This window comes from Ruegeria sp. AB7 (genome assembly GCF_056542625.1).
The window spans coordinates 136,822-153,646 of sequence record NZ_JBQGAC010000008.1 but is presented as its reverse complement, the minus strand read 5'-3'; the positions used below and the strand labels follow the sequence as shown (position 1 = coordinate 153,646).

Here is a 16,825-nt window from a genome sequence, read left to right as displayed (position 1 = left end):
ATTCAGTCATTGTCGGACAGGCCAGCGCCGGCACCCAACAGTCGGGATTCATCGGTAGCAGGCGCGTAGGTGCGATGGGCAAATCGGTTGAGGGTGTCCCAGCAAACCGGGTCCGGGGTTGCGCGGGTCACGTGCGGTCGAGGGGTGGTAAGTTGGCCGCCCAGCGTGATCTGGGTGTGATCAGAAAACGATGGCCAATCCTGCCCCGCCTCCAGACGATCGCCATCCGTTGCGGCCCTGAACAGATCGCACGTATGCGTGATCACGATATTCTGGGCGCGTGCCGCCGAGGCTACGAAGGCCAGCAGAAAAACAGGTACTGCGAGCTTCTGGATACGTATGGGACCTGCGTGCAGCAGGTCAGACCGATCAGAAAGCAACGCGCCCGTAATGATCGGGCAAAGCACGCCTTGCCCCGCCCAAACCGGTTGCATCGCAACCGGGCGGTGATCCTTAAGTGAGGCTGCCAGACCTTGCTCCAACAATTGCGCCAGGGAATTCGCGCCATCCATCCCGTGCGCGCATAACCAACGCGTGGCTTTGCCCGCCTCTTCCGCCAGACCCCATGGGTATCCGGCCCCGCGCGCGGCGCGTTTGGCCGTGGCTTCGATCTCGTTCAGCGATACGTTCACGGTGCAAGCTCCGGATAGACCCACAGATCGGCAGTCTTGCTGCTTAACTCTTCGGGATAAGGCGCGCCAGCATACATGCAGATACGTACCCAGCGGTCTGAACGAGGATCGAAATGCGTGGCGCCAAAGAACGAGAGTTTGGCACGCAGCATGTCGATCGGCAGAACATCCGCGCTGATCGTGTTGTCGCGAATTTCGCCGTAAGGCGCGACGCGACTCATTTGCGCGCGACGGATCGTGTGGCGGTGTTCAGGGTGTTCAAGTAGGAACTCGGCGATGGGTGCACCATCCGTCCATTCCGAAAGCGCGCTTTCGGCCAGAGCCGCGTCGCGCGCCGGGGCAAGCGGCTGTTCGTAGTCTGCAATCGGTTCGTCAAACCGCTCACCCAGCCGGGGCTCGAGCTTTTCCTCGGACACATACCAAGCGCGCGCGCAGTGTTCGGGCGCGTTCCAGTCCAGATCCATTGCCCAGCCAAAGCAGGCGCGGATCAGGTCGCGCACCGCGCCAACGGTCATCGTGCCATCAATCACATGCGCCGCACCGTTGCTGTCTGCCATACAGCTGGTCAGCCCATCGACCAGTTCACCGTAGGGTTCAAGGATCAGCGAGGCCAACAACTCCTGCCCTTCTTCGCTGAGCGTAGCCTGAGACCACAATATCAAGCGGTCCCACGGCTGATTGCCCGTCAGATCGGTCTTGTCGAGATAGTCCGATATTGCGCACAAGTCAGCATTCAGCGCCGCGAGCTTTTCGATCTGGATTGGATGCTCGGACTTCCACCACGAGATCGACAATTTGCTACGGGCGAAGATGTTGCGAAACTTGGCCGCTTCTGCCTCTGTTGCGGTCTCAATGGACCGAACCCGCGAGATCGCCTCTTCCCGGACCATGATCCAGTTGTTGAACAGGATCGGGTGATTGACGATGAAAGGTGCCATACCTAGCCCGGTCGAATTGCCTATACCCAGCCAACGCGCGACTTCCGGGCTCAACTCTGCGGTCTGGTCGCCACCCTTGGTGCGGGCCATATGTTGCACCAGATCGCGCACGAAGGTCCGCGTCAGGTAGACCGAAAGCATCTCGGCCTGAAATGGCGCGCTGACTTCGTCTCGGTCTGCAATCCTCTCACGATCTGCCGCGCCGAACTTGCCCGAGCCATACACGGCGGTTGTCCGCATCAGGTAACCGACCTTGTAAATCTGTTCGAGGTCGGGCTGCTGACCGGTGGAAAGACGATCCACAACATGTGCCCACAGACGCACCGAGCGGTTGGCCCGCGACAAGGACAGCTCGCTTTCGCTTACACGCCCGGCCTCTTGCAGAGGTACGTTTTGCGAAAGCCGCTCAATGTCTTCCGGGTCAGGAATTCCGTCAAACAACGCAAAGGTCGCGTCCCATGCCTCGGCGATCACACGATCCGAGCGTTGCTCGGGTGGCAAATCATGGGCAAACGCCACCAACGAATAAGCGCGTTCGGGACCTTGTGCGGTGTAGACCGCGTGACCGACGCCCTTTTCATCAATCTGGAAGACCGGGCGGGTGAATGTCCAGTTTTCGGCAGCCATCCGACGGGTCAATTGCCGCATAAAACTAACACGGCATTGATGCAACGATCCCAAACGGGACAGGCGCATCACAGTGGCCGGGTCGCGGCGTGCGATATGCGGGCTTTGGTCCATCATATGCCTTGTGGCCCAAAATTATCGGCAAAGAAGCGGTACCAGTTGCCGCCCATGATCCCCGCGACCTCGTCGGAGTTCATGCCAGTGGCGCGCAAGCCGGACTCGATGTTGCCGAAGTCGCGATTGTCCCGAAACCAGCCCGGCATTGGCGGGAAACCGGGGGCCGAGGCCGAACCCTCGCCATAGTCGATCTGTTTTGTCCAGCGCCCCACGCGCATCCATTCAACCACACTGTCGGGCTGATCTTGACACAGGTCGGTGCCAATCCCCAGATGCTGGGCACCGTATTTCTCAGCCGTTCGGGCGATCATCTCACAGAAACTCTCCAACGTGCAGTCGGACTTGTCCTTGAGGTGATGAGGATAGACCGAAAAGCCCAGCATCCCACCATTTTCCGTCACCGCCCGGATCACCGCATCGCGCTTGTTGCGCAAAGCAGGTGACCATTCGTGCGGATTGGCATGGGTGATGGCGATGGGGCGCTCGGACAATTCCGTCGCTTCGATGGTCGACCGATCCGCCGAATGGCTCATATCGACAACAAGGCCCACGCGGTTCATCTCTTTGATCACCTGCTTGCCCATGCGGGTGATGCCGGTGTCTTCGGCCTCATAACAGCCGGTCGCCAGCAGCGACTGGTTGTTATAGGTCAGCTGCATGAAGCGGGCGCCAAGATCATGCAGAACCTCAACCAGACCAATATCGTCTTCGATCGGGGATGGGTTCTGAAACCCGAAGAACACAGCCGTCCGCCCCGTTTCGCGCGCGATGTCGATGTCGCTGGCCCAACGGCCTTTCATGATCAGGTCCGGGTATTGCTCGAACCAGCGATTCCACTTCTCAAAGTTCAGAACGGTTTCACGGAAATTCTCATGATAAGCGATGGTGACGTGGATCGCATCCACGCCGCCTTCGCGCAGTTGGCGGAAAATCTTCTCCGACCAGTTGGCATATTGCAGCCCGTCGATACGCATCAGACGGGGCCCGCGCTGATATAGGCGGTCTTGACGGTGGTATAGAACTCTGCCGCTGCTTTGCCTTGTTCGCGCGGCCCGTAAGAGCTGTCGCCGCGACCGCCAAAGGGTACGTGATAATCGGTGCCTGCCGTAGGCAGATTCACCGTCACCACACCAGTTCGCGCATTGCGGCGGAAATGGGTGGCACGGGCCAGCGATTTAGTCACGATGCCCGAAGTCAGGCCGAAATTGGTGTCGTTCACCACACTCAGCGCCTCGTCATAGCTGCCAACCTTGATGACGCTGGTCAGCGGCGCGAACATTTCCTCGCGGTTTATGCGCATGTCGTTTGTGGTGTTCAGGAACACGCCCGGCGACATGTAGAAGCCCTCATGCGGCATCTCTAGGCGCTGTCCACCGCAGGCCAGTTCGGCCCCTTCAGATTTACCCAGATCGACATAGGTGAGGTTCTCGCCTAGTTGCTGCTGGCTTACGACGGGGCCCATCTGAACACCTTCTTCCAGCGCGTGGCCAACTTTCATCGCCTGCGCGCCTGCGACGAGTTTCTCGACAAAAGCATCATGGATGCCTGCATGCACCACCAGCCGCGACGAGGCGGTGCATTTCTGACCGGTGCCGCCGAATGCGCCGCCCAATGCCAGCGAAACCGCAAGATCCAAATCCGCGTCGTCCATCACGGCCAGCGCGTTCTTGGACCCCATCTCCATCTGAACTTTGGTCAGGTTCTGGATCGCCGCCGCCGCGATGCCCTTGCCTACTGGAACCGAGCCGGTGAAAGAGATCGCGTTGACCTTAGGACTTTCGACCAAACGCTGCCCGATGCTGCGGCCTGAGCCCATAACGAGGCTGAACAGACCTTTGGGAATGTCCTGCCGTTCGATGATTTCGGTCAGTGCCACGGCCGAGGCCGGGGTGATGTTCGCCGGTTTCCACACTACAGCGTTGCCATAGCACAGCGCGGGCGCAATCTTCCACGAAGCGGTCGCGGTGGGAAAGTTCCACGGGCTGATAATGGCGACAACACCCACCGCTTCGCGGCGCACGTCAATCTCGATGTCGGGGCGAACAGAGTCAGCGTTTTCCCCAATCTGACGAAGACATTCAGCGGCGTAGTAGGTAAAGAACTGACCCGCTCGATAGACTTCGCCCTTACCTTCGGCCAGCGGTTTGCCCTCTTCCCGGCTGAGCAAAGTGCCCAGTTCCTCGGCGCGGGTCATCAGCTCGTTACCGATGGCGTTCAGAACTGCCTGCTTACGTTCCAGCCCATAGGCAGCCCATTCAGCTTGCGCGACACGCGCCTGATCCAGCGTCGCTTCAAGTTGGTCGCTGCTGGCTTGCGCGAACATACCAACTAGGTCAGTCAAATCAGAAGGGTTGCGGTTTTCGATTTCGCTTTCGCCTGCCAGCCATTCGCCAGCGATCAGGTTCAGTTTGGTCACAATGCGCCCCAGAGTCAGAATTCGTTTGTCGCAGGATGGATTTTCCGATGCACATCAGTCAAACTCAAATAACTTAAACAAACTTCAAGGAATCTGAAGTTGGCAATCAAGATTGAGATGCTGCGTTGCTTTTGCACGGTAGCCCAGACCGGGAACCTGTCCGAGGCCGCCGACCGCCTTGGTCGAACGCAATCAGCCGTCTCGATGACATTGAAGCAGCTCGAAGACCATCTGTGCAAAAAGCTGTTCGAAGGCGAGCGCAAGAACCAGCTTTCCCCGCTGGGTGAGCAGGTACTCGATCTGGGCTTGCGGCAAGTGCGCCAATTCGATCAGACCGTCCAGAATATCGAGGCCGCCGCGCTGGCTGAACAGGGATTGATCCGGATCGTATCCGTCCCGTCGGTTGGCGCGTTGATCTTTCCACCACTATTGCACCACATGAGCAGCGAATCCCCCGGGGTGAAGATCGAGCTGCGCGACACCGACACGCAGCAGGTGTTGGATGCCATCGCTCAGGATCAGGCAGATATCGGAATCGCATCCGGGTATCACGCCCTGAACGGCATCCAAACCATTCCGCTATTTCAGGACTCCTTTGGATTGGTCGCGGCCTCGGATCATCCTCTGATCACACGCGCAGAACCGCTGAATATCTCCGACATCGCCACCGCGCCCTTTGTCCGAAACACGTTGTGCGATCTGATTCAAACGCCAGCTTTCCATACGGCAATCAAAAACGCCGAGATTACAATTCACAACACGCATTCATTGATCACGCTGGTGCGATCGGGCGAGTGGATCACAGTGCTTCCTCAAACCGTTGCCGAATTCTTGCCGGAGGCGGTGTCTTACCGCCCGATCACGGACCTTCACGACAAAAGGCAAGTGTATCTCTATGTCCGCGAGCGTTCGCGCTTCCAATATCTGACCGAGCAGTGTTGCGCGTTCATCCTGTCCCGTGATTTCGCGTGAGGGCGGGGGTCGACTAGACCTTTCGCCTTCAACCGCCCCTGAGACGCTGCATCAGATAAACCTCGGCACCTTCCGGAATCGGCTCGGACAGTCCGGTCGCGATGATGCGCCCGTCCAACGCCACTGAGACCCCCGCATCGATCGGTGCCTGCAGCCGGGGATGTATACGCACCAGTTCCTGCAGCAATTCGCCCGTGGTGGCGGCCTCAACCTCGACCACCTCGCGACCCCCGGTCAAAGACCGGAGGCTAGACCAGAGGTGGACCTCAACCATTGTCATTGAGCGCGGCAAGAATGCGCGGCGGGGACATTGGCAGTTGCTTCAGGCGTACACCGGCCGCGTTGGAGACCGCGTTGGCGATGGCGGCCAAGGGCGGCACGATGCCAGTCTCTCCCACACCACGCACACCGAACGGGTGGCCGGGGTTGGGCACTTCGACAATCACCGTGTCGATCATCGGCAGATCGCTGGCGACCGGGATGCGGTAATCGAGGAAGATCGAGTTCTGCAAGCGGCCATCCTCACCATAGATATATTCCTCGTTCAGCGCCCAGCCGATGCCCTGCGCAGCTCCGCCCTGATACTGGCCTTCGACATAGGTCGGGTGGATCGCCTTGCCCGCGTCCTGAATGACCGTGTAGCGGGTGATGCTGGTCTTGCCGGTTTCCGGGTCGACCTCGGCATCCACGATATGGGTGCCAAAGGATACACCCGCGCCTTCCGGCGTGGCCTCGAAATGGCCCGAGATCGGGCCGCCGGTCGCGCCCATATGGGCGGTGATATCGGCCAGCGGGCGCGGATCGAAGTCACCGGCATTGGGGCCTGAGGGCACGGCACAGCCGTTCTCCCATTTCACCGCATCAACCGGGATTCCCCAACTGGACGCTGCGCGGGCGCATAGCTGCTCGACCGCGTGGCGCGCCGCCTTGATTGTCGCCAGACCCGAGGCATAGGTCACGCGGCTGCCGTGGCTCACATCATTGTAACCCAGCGTTGCCGTATCGGCGACGGTGACGCGAATGTTCTCGTAGGGAATGCCCAGAACCTCGGCCGCCATCAGCGCCATTGACGCGCGTGATCCGCCGATATCCGGCGTACCGACCATGACTTGGGCCGAGCCGTCCTCGGACAGCGCCAGAGATACCGAGGTCTCACCACCATGGTTGAACCAGAACCCACAGGAAATCCCGCGCCCTTGCCCCGGCTTCAACGGGGCCGAGTAATGCGGATGCGCCTTGGCGGCCTCAAGCGTTTCGACAAGACCTATGCGCTCATAGGTCGGGCCATAGCTGGCTTTGGTGCCTTCATGCGCGGCGTTTTTTAGGCGCACATCCACCTGGTCGAGGCCGAGTTGATTGCACAGCTCATCCAGAACGGATTCGACCGCAAACGCACCCATCGGAGCGCCTGGCGCGCGATAGGCGGCCTGTTTCGGGCGGTTGGCCATTACGTCATAACCGACCTGACGTACATTGGTCAGGTTGTAGGGCGCAAAGGCACACATGGCAGTCATGTCGCCCGGCGCACCCGGGAAGGCACCGCCCTGCAGGCGGAAGATGCCTTCGGCTGCTGTGATGGTGCCGTCTTTCTTCATACCGATCTTGATATCCATCGACGCCGATGAGGTCGGGCCGGTCGCACGGAACACCTCGGACCGGGTCATCACGATCTTTACGGGGCGGTTGGCCTTGCGGCTGAGCGCCAACGCAACCGGTTCGATGAACACAGTGGTCTTACCACCAAAGCCGCCGCCGATCTCAGACGCGGTCACACGCAGTTGTGAGGTTTCGATGCCCAGCAACGCCGCGCAGGTTTTCTGTGCGATCCAATGGCCCTGGGTGGTGCACCAAAGCTCACCTTTGCCGTCAGTACCCAGAGACCCCATGCAGGCATGAGGTTCAATGTAACCCTGATGGGTTGCCTCGGTAACGAAGCTGTCCTCAATTACCAGATCCGCCTCGGCAAAACCGGCTTCGACATCTCCGTGGCCGCTTTCGTGATAGCGCACTACGTTGGGGTGCATCCCCTCGGGCACCGAGTAGTCCGCCGCGCCTTCGCGGATGACAGGCGCGTCGGGGGCCATCGCCTTGTCCACATCTGTGACGTGGGGCAAAACTTCATATTCAACCTCGATCAACTTCAGCGCATCGCGCGCCGCCAAGGCTGATGTCGCTGCAACTGCTGCAATCGCGTGGCCGTCATATAGAGCCTTTTCGCCCGCCATGACATTTTCCAGCACGTTCCAGAATTCCCCTTCCAGCCCCGGCTTGAAGGGGACATCGGCGAAATCGGCGCGGGTAACAACGGCTTTGACGTCTTTGTGGGCCTCGGCCTTTGATGCATCAATCTTGACGATCCGCGCATGGGCATGGGGTGAACGCAGGATGGCGCCATGTAACATGCCGGGGGCTGAGATATCCGCACCGAACTTGGCGCGGCCCGTCACCTTGTCCAGACCGTCAGGGCGATCGGGTCGGGTGCCGACAAAGGTGAAGTCAGATTTGCGATCGTCCAGTGCCATTACGAAGCCTCCCGCATCTCAGCCGCCGTATCCATCACGGCGCGAATGATTTTGTCATAGCCGGTGCAGCGGCAGAGGTTGCCCGCCAGCCAGTACCGGGTTTCCTCTTCGGTGGGGTTGGGGTTCTTTTCCAGCAGCGACTTGGCCGCCACCAGAATGCCCGGGGTACAGATGCCGCATTGCAGGGCGGCATATTCGATCATCTTCTTCTGCAGCGGATGCAGGACGTCACCGTCCGCGATCCCTTCAACCGTTTCGATCTGCTTGCCTTCAGCCTCGACGCCCAACATCAGGCATGAACACACAAGACGGCCATCGACGCTGACCGAACAAGCACCGCAATCGCCGGTGCCGCAGCCCTCTTTCGCGCCCGTCAGGTTCAGCTTGTCGCGCAGACAGTCCAGCAGGGTTTCGCGTGGGTCGCAGAGGTATTCAACCGCGTCCCCATTTACGGTGGTGGATACGTGGAACTTACTCATACGTCTTCTCCCTTTGCGCGGGCATAGGCGATTTTTGCGGCGCGCTTGGCCAGAACGCCAGCAACTTCGGTGCGGAATGCAATAGTGCCGCGTTTGTCATCAATGGGGTTGCAGGCAGCCGAGGCCGCTGCAGCGAGCGCGTCCAGCGCCGCGTCATCCAACGCGCTGCCAATCAGCGCTTTGGCGCAGTCTTCAACCAGCAAGACGGTTGGTGCGACAGCCCCCAGTGAGACGCGCGCCTCGGTGATGGTATCGCCATCCAGTCGTAAGTTTACGCCCACACCAACCACCGCGATATCCATCTCGGTGCGCGGGATAAAGCGCAGATAGGCGTCACCGGCGTTGTCGCCACGCGCTGGAATGTTGACCGCCGAGATCAGTTCGCCTTTGGCCAGTGAGGTCTTGCCGGGTCCCGTCGGGATGTCTTCGACCGCCACCTCTCGTGTGCCGTCCGGGCCCGTCACGGTGACTGTAACGCCTGCCGCAACCATCGCTGGCACCGAGTCCGCCGCCGGAGAGCCATTGCACAGATTCCCGGTCAGCGTCGCACGCCCCTGTACCTGAGTCGATCCAATCAGATCCATCGCCTCGACCACACCCGGCCAATCGCGGCCCAACGCGGCGTGCTCGCTCATCTCGGCGCCGGTCGCGGCGACGCCCAGCGTCCAGCTGCCATCGGCATTGCGGGTAATTTCGCTAACGCCATCGATCTTCTTGATGTCGATCAGCGTATCGGGCGTCACCAATTCCGAGCGCAACTGCACCAGCACATCGGTGCCGCCTGCCAGAAACCGAGTGATGCCCGTTGCATTTGCGGCCAGAGCCGACGCCTCGGCAAAGCTGGCGGGGCTGTGATAATCCATGAAAGTACCTCGCACCTGTTGATCAGGATAGACTGGGGTTCGCCGGGGACGTTAGTGCAGCAAGTCGGCGGCGTCCATGGCTGGAACGACCAATTTTTGGGATTCAAAATGTCGTTTTATCGAGAGCAATCACAGATCGATCTCGATCACCCCGTCTGCCCGGGCCGCCCGGCTTTGGCACAGTATGATCGCACCTTCGCGTTGTTTGTTGGACAAAACGAAATCGCGGTGTTCGATATCACCTGAAATCACGTCACATTTGCAGACCCCGCAGATCCCATCAGCGCATTTCACATCCACGTGAAAGCCCGCCTCATTAAGTACCTGCGCCGCATCTTTGTCAGCGGGAACAGTCAACTCCCGACCCGATTTCGCCAATTTCAGAGTGAACGGATGGTTCTCATATTCGGGCTGTTCCGGGACCGAAAAATACTCCAGATGCCGTGCTTCTTCGGGGAAACCCTGCCGTTCGGCGGCCTGTATGACGCCATCCATATAGCGGTCGGGGCCGCAGGTATAAACGTGCCATCCGTCCTGATATTCTTCCAGAACAGCCTCCAGATCGGCCCGCGTGCCCTCGTCCGAGAAATGATAGTGCACGTGATCGGCCCATGGCATAGCCGCCAGATCGTCCAGATATCCGGCACCTGCTCGTGTGCTGGCGGAATAGTGTAACTCGAACGGTTTGCCCATCGCATGCAGTCGGTGGGCAAAAGCAATCATCGGCGTGATGCCAATACCACCGCCCATCAGGAAGGTTTTGGTTGCAGTCTCGTCCAGCTCAAAATGGTTTATCGGCTTTGAGATGAAGACCTTGCGCCCTTCGTTGAAGATGCGATGCAGCAAGGCCGAGCCGCCGCGCCCCTCATCCTCGCGCAGCACGCCGATCTGATAAGTGTTGCGGTCGGAGGGATCGCCCGACATCGAGTACTGCCGCAGGAATTCGGGCGAAACCAGCACGTCCAGATGCGCACCCGCAGTCCATTTCGGCAAGGGCGCACCGTCGAGGGTTGAGAACTCGTACTTGGTGACATCCGAGGTCATCTTGTCGACCTTGGTTAATTCCACCCGCATCACCGGGGCGTCCCCTGCGACCTGATAACGGTGGATCACAGACATATCGCCGGCCGCTTTGCGCGCTTTGTAGTCTTCAGCTGTGACCATCGCCTCATAGGCGGCAATCCCGGCTTCCCGGTCCATGTTGAAGGGATAGGGCCATGGGTGCGGAGCGAGAGGAGCGGGGTAGACAGCAAGCGTCTGATCCTCGTACTTCAAATCGAGGTCTTTTTGTAGGTCCCGCCGGTTCAATGGGTGCTGCGACGGGCGATAGGCCCCGTCAGGTTCCAGCTCGATATCCCACCACCATTTCTTGATGTTATTTAGACCACCATTGCCGACCGCATCATCCAGTTTGGCCAATGCAGGCGCGGCCTGCGGAATATTCATCGCGGCCCATCGGAACGGGCGTTCCTTGAATATACCTTCGAGATTCCACGGGCAGGTCTTCATGCATCGTCCGCACATCGCCCCCCCGGGCGTGGTGATACGGTAAGTGGCGCATTTCTGGCTGTCGGATTTCCAGATTTCATAGCCGTTGAACATCAGCTTTGGCCCGGCAGTGATCGCGCCCGAAGGGCATTCCCGAGCGCATTTGTTGCAGCTTTCGCAAAACGTCTGAAGGCCGAAATCGATGGGCTTGTCATGCGTCATCGGCATGTCGGTTGTCACGACACCGGATTTCAGGCGCGGGCCAAGATAGGGGTTCAGGATCACCTCACCGATCCGACTGACCTCGCCCAACCCCGACAACAGCAGCAGCGGCGGTTGCAGCACCTCGCCATCCATCACCGTATGCGCCTTGGCCTTGTAGCCGAGATTTCGGATTTGCTGCGCGATCACGCCCCCCAGCAGTGAAAACCGCAGGTAGGCGCGCATAGATTGGGCCACGCTGATCCAGTCATCCCCGCTGGCGCCTTCCATCGTCTCATAGCCCTGGTCGATGATCATGCTGATCGCCTGATCATGGGGCGGAACGATTTCTTCTCCGGTGGCGTCATGGGAATACCAGCTCCACTCGGGGCACCGGCTGAGCCCGACCGCATCGACCCCAAGGAAATAGGTTGCAGCCTTGATATTCGCGGCATTTCTTTCGGTATCTGTGGGTTGTATAGCCTCGGCGCTGTCACCGTCCTGCAGCAAAACAAACGCGCCCAGCGCGCGGCGTTGGGCAAAGCTGGGGGCGGATTTGCGCACGTAATGCCCGCCCTTGGTCGCGTCCTGCAGCGATTTTCCCATGTCGCCGAACTGAGCCCGCGCAAACATGTCTGCGCGTTTGGGCACCCGGGCTACGTTTTGCTCGTCGATATAGGTGGTCGGTGTTTCGACTCGTTTGAGGTTTTCAAAAGGATGTGCCCCGTCCACATAGCGCCGCTTGGCATAGGCATCCCGGTTCAGAGCGTTCTTGGCGAAGCCTGCACCCAGCCACCATGCAGGTCCTTGCGTGCGGAACCACGGTTGTTCGGCCAGCGGTTGCAAGGGTCGGTCATGCGCGATCTCCATTTCGGTGGTCACAGCCGCCAATCCGAACCGCTTACCCAACCAGGGCACCACAACCGCACCATCCTCAACCGAGGCCAGACCCGCAGCAACTGCCAGCTTGCCCAGATCAACCTCAGAGGACATCGCCGTATGCGCCCGCGCATCGAAACCCAGGAGGCGGATGTAGTTGGCAATGACCACTGCATTCTCGGTGGCAAGCAAACAGGCGCGGTGATCCTGCGCATCCATGATCCAATCGGACCCGGGCTCCGAGGGGTCCGGATCGCGGTTGAACTCATAGAGAAACACGAGCGTATGGCGATGACAGTCCATCGGGCGTGGCGCGGCCTCCATGCTTTCTTTTAGATCCGCCATGATCAGATCGATGCCCGAGGCCAGCGTTTTGGTTTGCCGCGTCCTAAGCGCATGAGCCAGCCGGTCGATATCCGGGTTGCGGCGAGGCTCAGCCAACATCGCCTCCGCGGGTAGCGGCCCGCAGCCCATCATCGACGCATCGTTGAAATAGCCAAACGCTTTCAGATGGTTGGCACGATCTGCTGGGTTGGCAGGAATTTCCGATGCGACGGGGTTCACAAATCCATCCCGGATTGCGTCCATCATCGCCTGAAACTCGCCCATCGCATTCACGATGCTTTCGGGCTGCTCGGGCCTGCGAAAGCTAAGCGCACACATCGGTTCGACCTGCGCCAGATCAGGCATCCGATCCAGCCGCGCCAGCCGTTCCAGCGGGAACGGACCCATGTGAACAGGTCTGTTCTTGTCCGAGAAAAAGCGGATCCCCATCGCGCGCCTCCAGTTAGCTGCCCTTTCCCCTACCCCGGCATGGACACCAAATCCATTCATGAATAATCATAAATGGTATGAGCAGAATTGATTTCACAGATCTGGACGGCAAGGTCCTACGGGTGTTCCTGACGATACTCGAAGAAAGCTCGGTGTCGAAAGCTGCCGACCGGTTAGGGGTGACGCAATCGGCCATCAGCCATACGCTGGGCAAGTTGCGGCAAGTGCTGGGCGATCCACTATTTGTCCGATCCGGTCAGGGGTTGACCCCGACCGAACGCGCTTTGTCGTTGAAAGAGCCGGTGCAACAGGTGCTGGACAACATGCGCGCCCTGACAGAAGGTCGCCCGTTTGATCCGCTGTCCGAACAGATGGACATTCAGATCGCCACCAACGACATGCCGCGTGAGTTGATCTTTCCCGAACTTCTGCGGGCGACACGCGCCGAAGGCGTCAGGTTGCGGCTGGAGTTCATCCCGTCGGGTGTTCCCGACCCGGACTTGCTGCGCAGCGACCGGTGTCAATTGATGCTCACCCCGCTGCCACCGGATGGGCCGGATATCTTTCAGAAGCGGCTGATCACCAGCCCGTTGTTGGTATTCTATGATGCCGCTCACCGTGATCCGCCTGAGGATTGGCGCTCCTATTGCAATAGCGATCATGTCGAGGTGCGATTTGCCGACGGGCGCAACGCCCGTGCCGTGATGCGTGGCGTGGATCAAAGCCAGATCAGACCGCCCGTCGTAACCCTGCCGCATTTCAACGCAATCCCGCCTTTCGTGAAAGGCAGCGACCTGATCTCGACCGACACGGCACTGATGAAACGCGGGCCGCTTGCCACGCTGGACAGCGCACCACTGCCGTTCAAATGCGAAGCAGTGTCAATCTATATGGTCTGGCACCAACGCTCGGCCAACGACCCGGCACATCGTTGGTTACGCGACCGGATCGACGCGATTGCGGCCTCGCTTCAGACCTGAGATAGCAACCAGTCGCGCATCTGTTTCACCAGCTCCGGTTGGCGCGGTTTCTGCGGGGTGACGATGAAAAAGCTCAGATCATCAACCAGCACCTCAGAGAGCGGCTGCACCAACCGACCCGAAGCCAGTTCCGCAGACACAAGTGGCGCATTGGCCAGCGCAAAGCCTTGCCCCGAGACAGCGGCGTCTATCGCCAGACTTGTCTGGCTGAAACTCATCATCCGCGGCTTCCCCTCGACCCCGGCGCGTTCAAGAAACAACGGCCACAGCCCATGGGAATCACTGAGCAAAACGTGTTGCATCAGGTCGTCTGGACCTGAAATTTGCGATGCGAGATCCGGACTGCCCACGACAACGAATTCGGTCGAGAACAAAGGTGTTGCTTGCAGATCTCGAGCAACCGGTGAACGGCTTTGGCGTACCGCGATATCAATTCCATCAGACTGGAAATCCGCCAACCGCTCGCGCGCGTCAACCTGCACCGAGATATCGGGATGGCGGGTCACAAAATCACTCAGACGCGGCACCAGCCATTTTGAGGCAAAGCTGGGCGTGACCGAGATCGTGATCTGCCGCTGATCAGCCAGCTCATCGACAGCCTCTTCAATCAGCCGAAACGCCCGACGCAGCGGCGCGTGGAACCGACGCCCCGCTTCGGTCAAGCGCAACCCACGTGGTAGTCGTTCAAAGAGTGCAGTGCCCAGCCGCGCCTCCAACCCCCGCACCTGCTGCGCAATGGCCCCTTGAGTCACCCCAATTTCTTCCGCAGCAAGACGAAAATTCAGGTGGCGTGCCGAGGCCTCAAAGGCGCGCATCGCATTGAGAGGTGGAAGAGCGGGCATAACTCGACTGTAGATTTTCTACAGCCTATGCGCAATAGAACTGATTGGTCAAAGTGAACGCTGCCAGCCATCTTTATACCAAACATCGCAAAGGAGCGTGAAGATGGAAAAAGTAGCTTTGATCACGGCAGGCGGCAGCGGTATGGGTGCGGATTCCGCGCGCAGATTGGCGGCGGATGGTTTCAAAGTCGGCATCCTGTCCTCGTCAGGCAAGGGTGAGGCGCTGGCGCATGAGTTGGGTGGCGTGGGCATCACGGGCTCGAACCAGTCAAATGATGACCTGCAGAAACTGGTCGATGCTGCAATGTCCCATTGGGGTCGGATCGATGTGCTGGTGAACTCAGCCGGGCACGGACCCCGCGCAGCGGTGCTGGAGCTGACCGATGAGGACTGGCACACCGGCATGGATGTCTATTTCATGAATGCCGTCCGACCGACCCGACTGGTGACCCCGATCATGCAAGCGCAGGGCGGTGGATCGATCATCAACATCTCAACCTTTGCTGCGTTTGAACCGGATCCGGTTTTTCCGACCTCGGGCGTATTCCGCGCCGGGCTAGCGGCGTTTACCAAGCTGTTCTCGGACAAATACGCCGCCGACAACATCCGCATGAACAACGTCTTGCCCGGGTTCATCGACAGCCTTCCGGAAAAAGAAGAGTTCCGCACACGCATCCCGATGGGCCGCTACGGGCGCAGCTATGATGAGATCGCCTCGGTCGTGGCTATGCTCGCCTCCGAAGGCGGAGGCTACATAACCGGGCAGAACATCCGCGTCGATGGCGGCATCACCCGGTCTGTCTGAATTCAGAACCGCGCCTTAACAAAATGCGTCAGCGCCGCGCCGGTTTCGAAGAAAGCGCGGCGTAGGCCAGTCCAGTTTTCGCTATACTCAGCCACTGACGGAACCGGCAGCAAGGACGGATCGTCCTTGAGCAGACTTTTGGCCATCAAACGCCCGAACACGGTGCCCGGCCCGATCCCACGCCCCGAGAACCCATGCGCGGCTAACGCATTTGGACCGATCAGAGTGATTTTGGGAATATGATCCGAAGTCATGGCAATCCGCCCATGCCAGCCCTCAATCAACGGCTGATCCGCCAATTGCGGATAAAGTGCAGCCATTTTGCGCTTGATCCAGGATTTGTGTGCAAATCCTCCGGCGCTGTTTAGGTCGCCCATACCGCCAATGATAAACCGTCCTGCCTGGTCCAAACGGAAGGATGTCATGATCAGGCCGGTATCCCAGCATCCCTCTGCTTTAGGCAATATGCTGGCCCGCAGGTTATGGGACAGCGGCGCGGTGGCGTATTGGAAGTAGTAGACCGGCACATAGTCTGGTGCCGTATCAGCAATGCCCTGATGATAAGCGTTGGTCGCCTGAATAACCGATCTTGCGCGTACGGTTCCACCATCCCCCTGCAGCACCCAAACCCCGGCTTCCTGCCGCAAAGATCGAATCGGGCTTTGCGTATATATCTGCGCTCCCGCATTCTGTGCGGCGCGGGCCAGTCCCACCGCATAGCCCAGCGGCTGAATTGTACCCGCGCGGGGGTCAAACAATGCGCCGTGGACTGCCGGGCTGCCCGTCCGCTGGCGCGACGCGTCAGGATCGAGCAATTCGACCGGCGCACCAGAAGCGCTCAGCTGTGCGTGGCGTGTACGCAGATCACCAAAGCCCGAGGCCGAATGAGCACAATGCAACGTGCCTTGCCGCTCAGGCTCGCAGTCAATCCCGTGCGCTTCAATCAACTCGAACACGTCTGACGGCGCGTTAGCCAGCAGATCGATCAACCGATCCCCCGCCATTTGCCCCAGATGCGACCGAATTTGATCGGGTGGCAGCCAAAGCCCTGCGTTGACGAGACCGACATTCCGCCCCGATCCACCATGGCCGATCTGATACGCTTCGAGCAGGCACACCGAAGCCCCCGCTTTTGCTGCGGTCAAGGCCGCAGAACACCCGGTGTAACCACCGCCGATCACGGCAAGATCAACGCTTACGTCATCAGACAGCTTTTGCGTGTCGATACGCTCGCGACAGGTCTGCCGCCATAACGATTGATCATAGTCGCGCATGCCCGGGCCTCGCCAA

The 16,825-nt window shown here is 59.5% G+C and carries 14 protein-coding genes; 3 read left to right on the top strand and 11 right to left on the bottom strand.

From position 1 onward, the window contains the following. Positions 1-2: 2 nt before the first annotated feature. Genes ACR0EN_RS18565 through ACR0EN_RS18550 form a run of 4 tightly spaced genes read right to left on the bottom strand, consistent with a single transcriptional unit; the run spans position 3 to position 4,730 of the window. Positions 3-632: a DUF3726 domain-containing protein gene (locus tag ACR0EN_RS18565; protein WP_480588242.1), complete on the bottom strand. Its 630-nt coding sequence runs from the start codon at positions 630-632 to the stop codon at positions 3-5. Beyond that, the gene (locus ACR0EN_RS18560) at positions 629-2,311 is read right to left on the bottom strand and encodes a hypothetical protein (protein WP_480588240.1); all 1,683 of its coding nucleotides are present in this window, start codon (positions 2,309-2,311) and stop codon (positions 629-631) included. Before ACR0EN_RS18560 ends, ACR0EN_RS18565 begins: the two co-directional genes overlap by 4 nt. Beyond that, positions 2,311-3,288, bottom strand: coding sequence for a membrane dipeptidase (locus ACR0EN_RS18555; RefSeq protein ID WP_170819122.1), 978 nt, complete (start codon positions 3,286-3,288; stop codon positions 2,311-2,313). Before ACR0EN_RS18555 ends, ACR0EN_RS18560 begins: the two co-directional genes overlap by 1 nt. Then, on the bottom strand, positions 3,288-4,730 hold the full coding sequence (locus ACR0EN_RS18550; protein ID WP_170819121.1) for an aldehyde dehydrogenase family protein: 1,443 nt from the start codon (positions 4,728-4,730) through the stop codon (positions 3,288-3,290). Before ACR0EN_RS18550 ends, ACR0EN_RS18555 begins: the two co-directional genes overlap by 1 nt. A gap of 99 nt (positions 4,731-4,829) precedes the next feature. Here ACR0EN_RS18550 and ACR0EN_RS18545 point away from each other — a divergent pair, with 99 nt between their 5' ends. Next, positions 4,830-5,702 carry a LysR family transcriptional regulator gene (locus ACR0EN_RS18545; RefSeq protein WP_170819120.1) on the top strand — a complete coding sequence of 291 codons (873 nt, stop codon included), beginning with the start codon at positions 4,830-4,832 and terminating at the stop codon, positions 5,700-5,702. Between the two features lie 28 nt (positions 5,703-5,730). Here ACR0EN_RS18545 and ACR0EN_RS18540 read toward each other — a convergent pair whose 3' ends face one another. From ACR0EN_RS18540 to ACR0EN_RS18520, 5 genes are all read right to left on the bottom strand, one after another. Next, positions 5,731-5,976, bottom strand: a complete 246-nt coding sequence (locus ACR0EN_RS18540) for a MoaD/ThiS family protein (protein WP_170408213.1) — start codon at positions 5,974-5,976, stop codon at positions 5,731-5,733. After that, entirely contained in the window at positions 5,969-8,224 is a 2,256-nt protein-coding gene (locus tag ACR0EN_RS18535) for a xanthine dehydrogenase family protein molybdopterin-binding subunit (RefSeq protein ID WP_170819119.1), read from the bottom strand. Before ACR0EN_RS18535 ends, ACR0EN_RS18540 begins: the two co-directional genes overlap by 8 nt. After that, on the bottom strand, positions 8,224-8,703 hold the full coding sequence (locus ACR0EN_RS18530; RefSeq protein WP_170408211.1) for a (2Fe-2S)-binding protein: 480 nt from the start codon (positions 8,701-8,703) through the stop codon (positions 8,224-8,226). Before ACR0EN_RS18530 ends, ACR0EN_RS18535 begins: the two co-directional genes overlap by 1 nt. Further along, positions 8,700-9,566, bottom strand: coding sequence for an FAD binding domain-containing protein (locus ACR0EN_RS18525; RefSeq protein WP_170398402.1), 867 nt, complete (start codon positions 9,564-9,566; stop codon positions 8,700-8,702). Before ACR0EN_RS18525 ends, ACR0EN_RS18530 begins: the two co-directional genes overlap by 4 nt. Before the next feature lie 129 nt (positions 9,567-9,695). Continuing rightward, positions 9,696-12,908 (bottom strand): reductive dehalogenase, encoded by a 3,213-nt coding sequence (locus tag ACR0EN_RS18520; RefSeq protein ID WP_480588237.1) that lies wholly within the window; start codon positions 12,906-12,908, stop codon positions 9,696-9,698. A 77-nt stretch (positions 12,909-12,985) separates the two neighbouring features. On the opposite strand from ACR0EN_RS18520, the gene ACR0EN_RS18515 reads away from it, so the two are divergent. Continuing rightward, a complete protein-coding gene (locus ACR0EN_RS18515; RefSeq protein WP_170819117.1) occupies positions 12,986-13,888 on the top strand; it encodes a LysR family transcriptional regulator in 903 nt (300 codons plus the stop codon). Here ACR0EN_RS18515 and ACR0EN_RS18510 read toward each other — a convergent pair. Further along, positions 13,879-14,730, bottom strand: coding sequence for a LysR substrate-binding domain-containing protein (locus tag ACR0EN_RS18510; protein WP_480588236.1), 852 nt, complete (start codon positions 14,728-14,730; stop codon positions 13,879-13,881). The genes ACR0EN_RS18515 and ACR0EN_RS18510 overlap by 10 nt on opposite strands. Positions 14,731-14,833: 103 nt before the next feature. Between ACR0EN_RS18510 and ACR0EN_RS18505 the strand changes: the two genes are divergently transcribed. After that, positions 14,834-15,535 carry an SDR family oxidoreductase gene (locus ACR0EN_RS18505; protein ID WP_480459942.1) on the top strand — a complete coding sequence of 234 codons (702 nt, stop codon included), beginning with the start codon at positions 14,834-14,836 and terminating at the stop codon, positions 15,533-15,535. A gap of 2 nt (positions 15,536-15,537) precedes the next feature. Here ACR0EN_RS18505 and ACR0EN_RS18500 read toward each other — a convergent pair whose 3' ends face one another. Next, positions 15,538-16,809 (bottom strand): NAD(P)/FAD-dependent oxidoreductase, encoded by a 1,272-nt coding sequence (locus ACR0EN_RS18500; RefSeq protein ID WP_170819115.1) that lies wholly within the window; start codon positions 16,807-16,809, stop codon positions 15,538-15,540. Positions 16,810-16,825 lie beyond the last annotated feature (16 nt).

Excerpts from the sequence above, each read along its gene's own strand:
- ACR0EN_RS18510 (WP_480588236.1), bottom strand. The coding sequence starts at position 14,730 with ATGCCCGCTCTTCCACCTCTCAATGCGATGCGCGCCTTTGAGGCCTCG.
- ACR0EN_RS18500 (WP_170819115.1), bottom strand. The coding sequence starts at position 16,809 with ATGCGCGACTATGATCAATCGTTATGGCGGCAGACCTGTCGCGAGCGT.
- ACR0EN_RS18505 (WP_480459942.1), top strand. The coding sequence starts at position 14,834 with ATGGAAAAAGTAGCTTTGATCACGGCAGGCGGCAGCGGTATGGGTGCG.
- ACR0EN_RS18530 (WP_170408211.1), bottom strand. The coding sequence starts at position 8,703 with ATGAGTAAGTTCCACGTATCCACCACCGTAAATGGGGACGCGGTTGAA.
- ACR0EN_RS18535 (WP_170819119.1), bottom strand. The coding sequence starts at position 8,224 with ATGGCACTGGACGATCGCAAATCTGACTTCACCTTTGTCGGCACCCGA.
- ACR0EN_RS18560 (WP_480588240.1), bottom strand. The coding sequence starts at position 2,311 with ATGGACCAAAGCCCGCATATCGCACGCCGCGACCCGGCCACTGTGATG.
- ACR0EN_RS18525 (WP_170398402.1), bottom strand. The coding sequence starts at position 9,566 with ATGGATTATCACAGCCCCGCCAGCTTTGCCGAGGCGTCGGCTCTGGCC.
- ACR0EN_RS18520 (WP_480588237.1), bottom strand. The coding sequence starts at position 12,908 with ATGGGGATCCGCTTTTTCTCGGACAAGAACAGACCTGTTCACATGGGT.
- ACR0EN_RS18540 (WP_170408213.1), bottom strand. The coding sequence starts at position 5,976 with ATGGTTGAGGTCCACCTCTGGTCTAGCCTCCGGTCTTTGACCGGGGGT.
- ACR0EN_RS18515 (WP_170819117.1), top strand. The coding sequence starts at position 12,986 with ATGAGCAGAATTGATTTCACAGATCTGGACGGCAAGGTCCTACGGGTG.
- ACR0EN_RS18555 (WP_170819122.1), bottom strand. The coding sequence starts at position 3,288 with ATGCGTATCGACGGGCTGCAATATGCCAACTGGTCGGAGAAGATTTTC.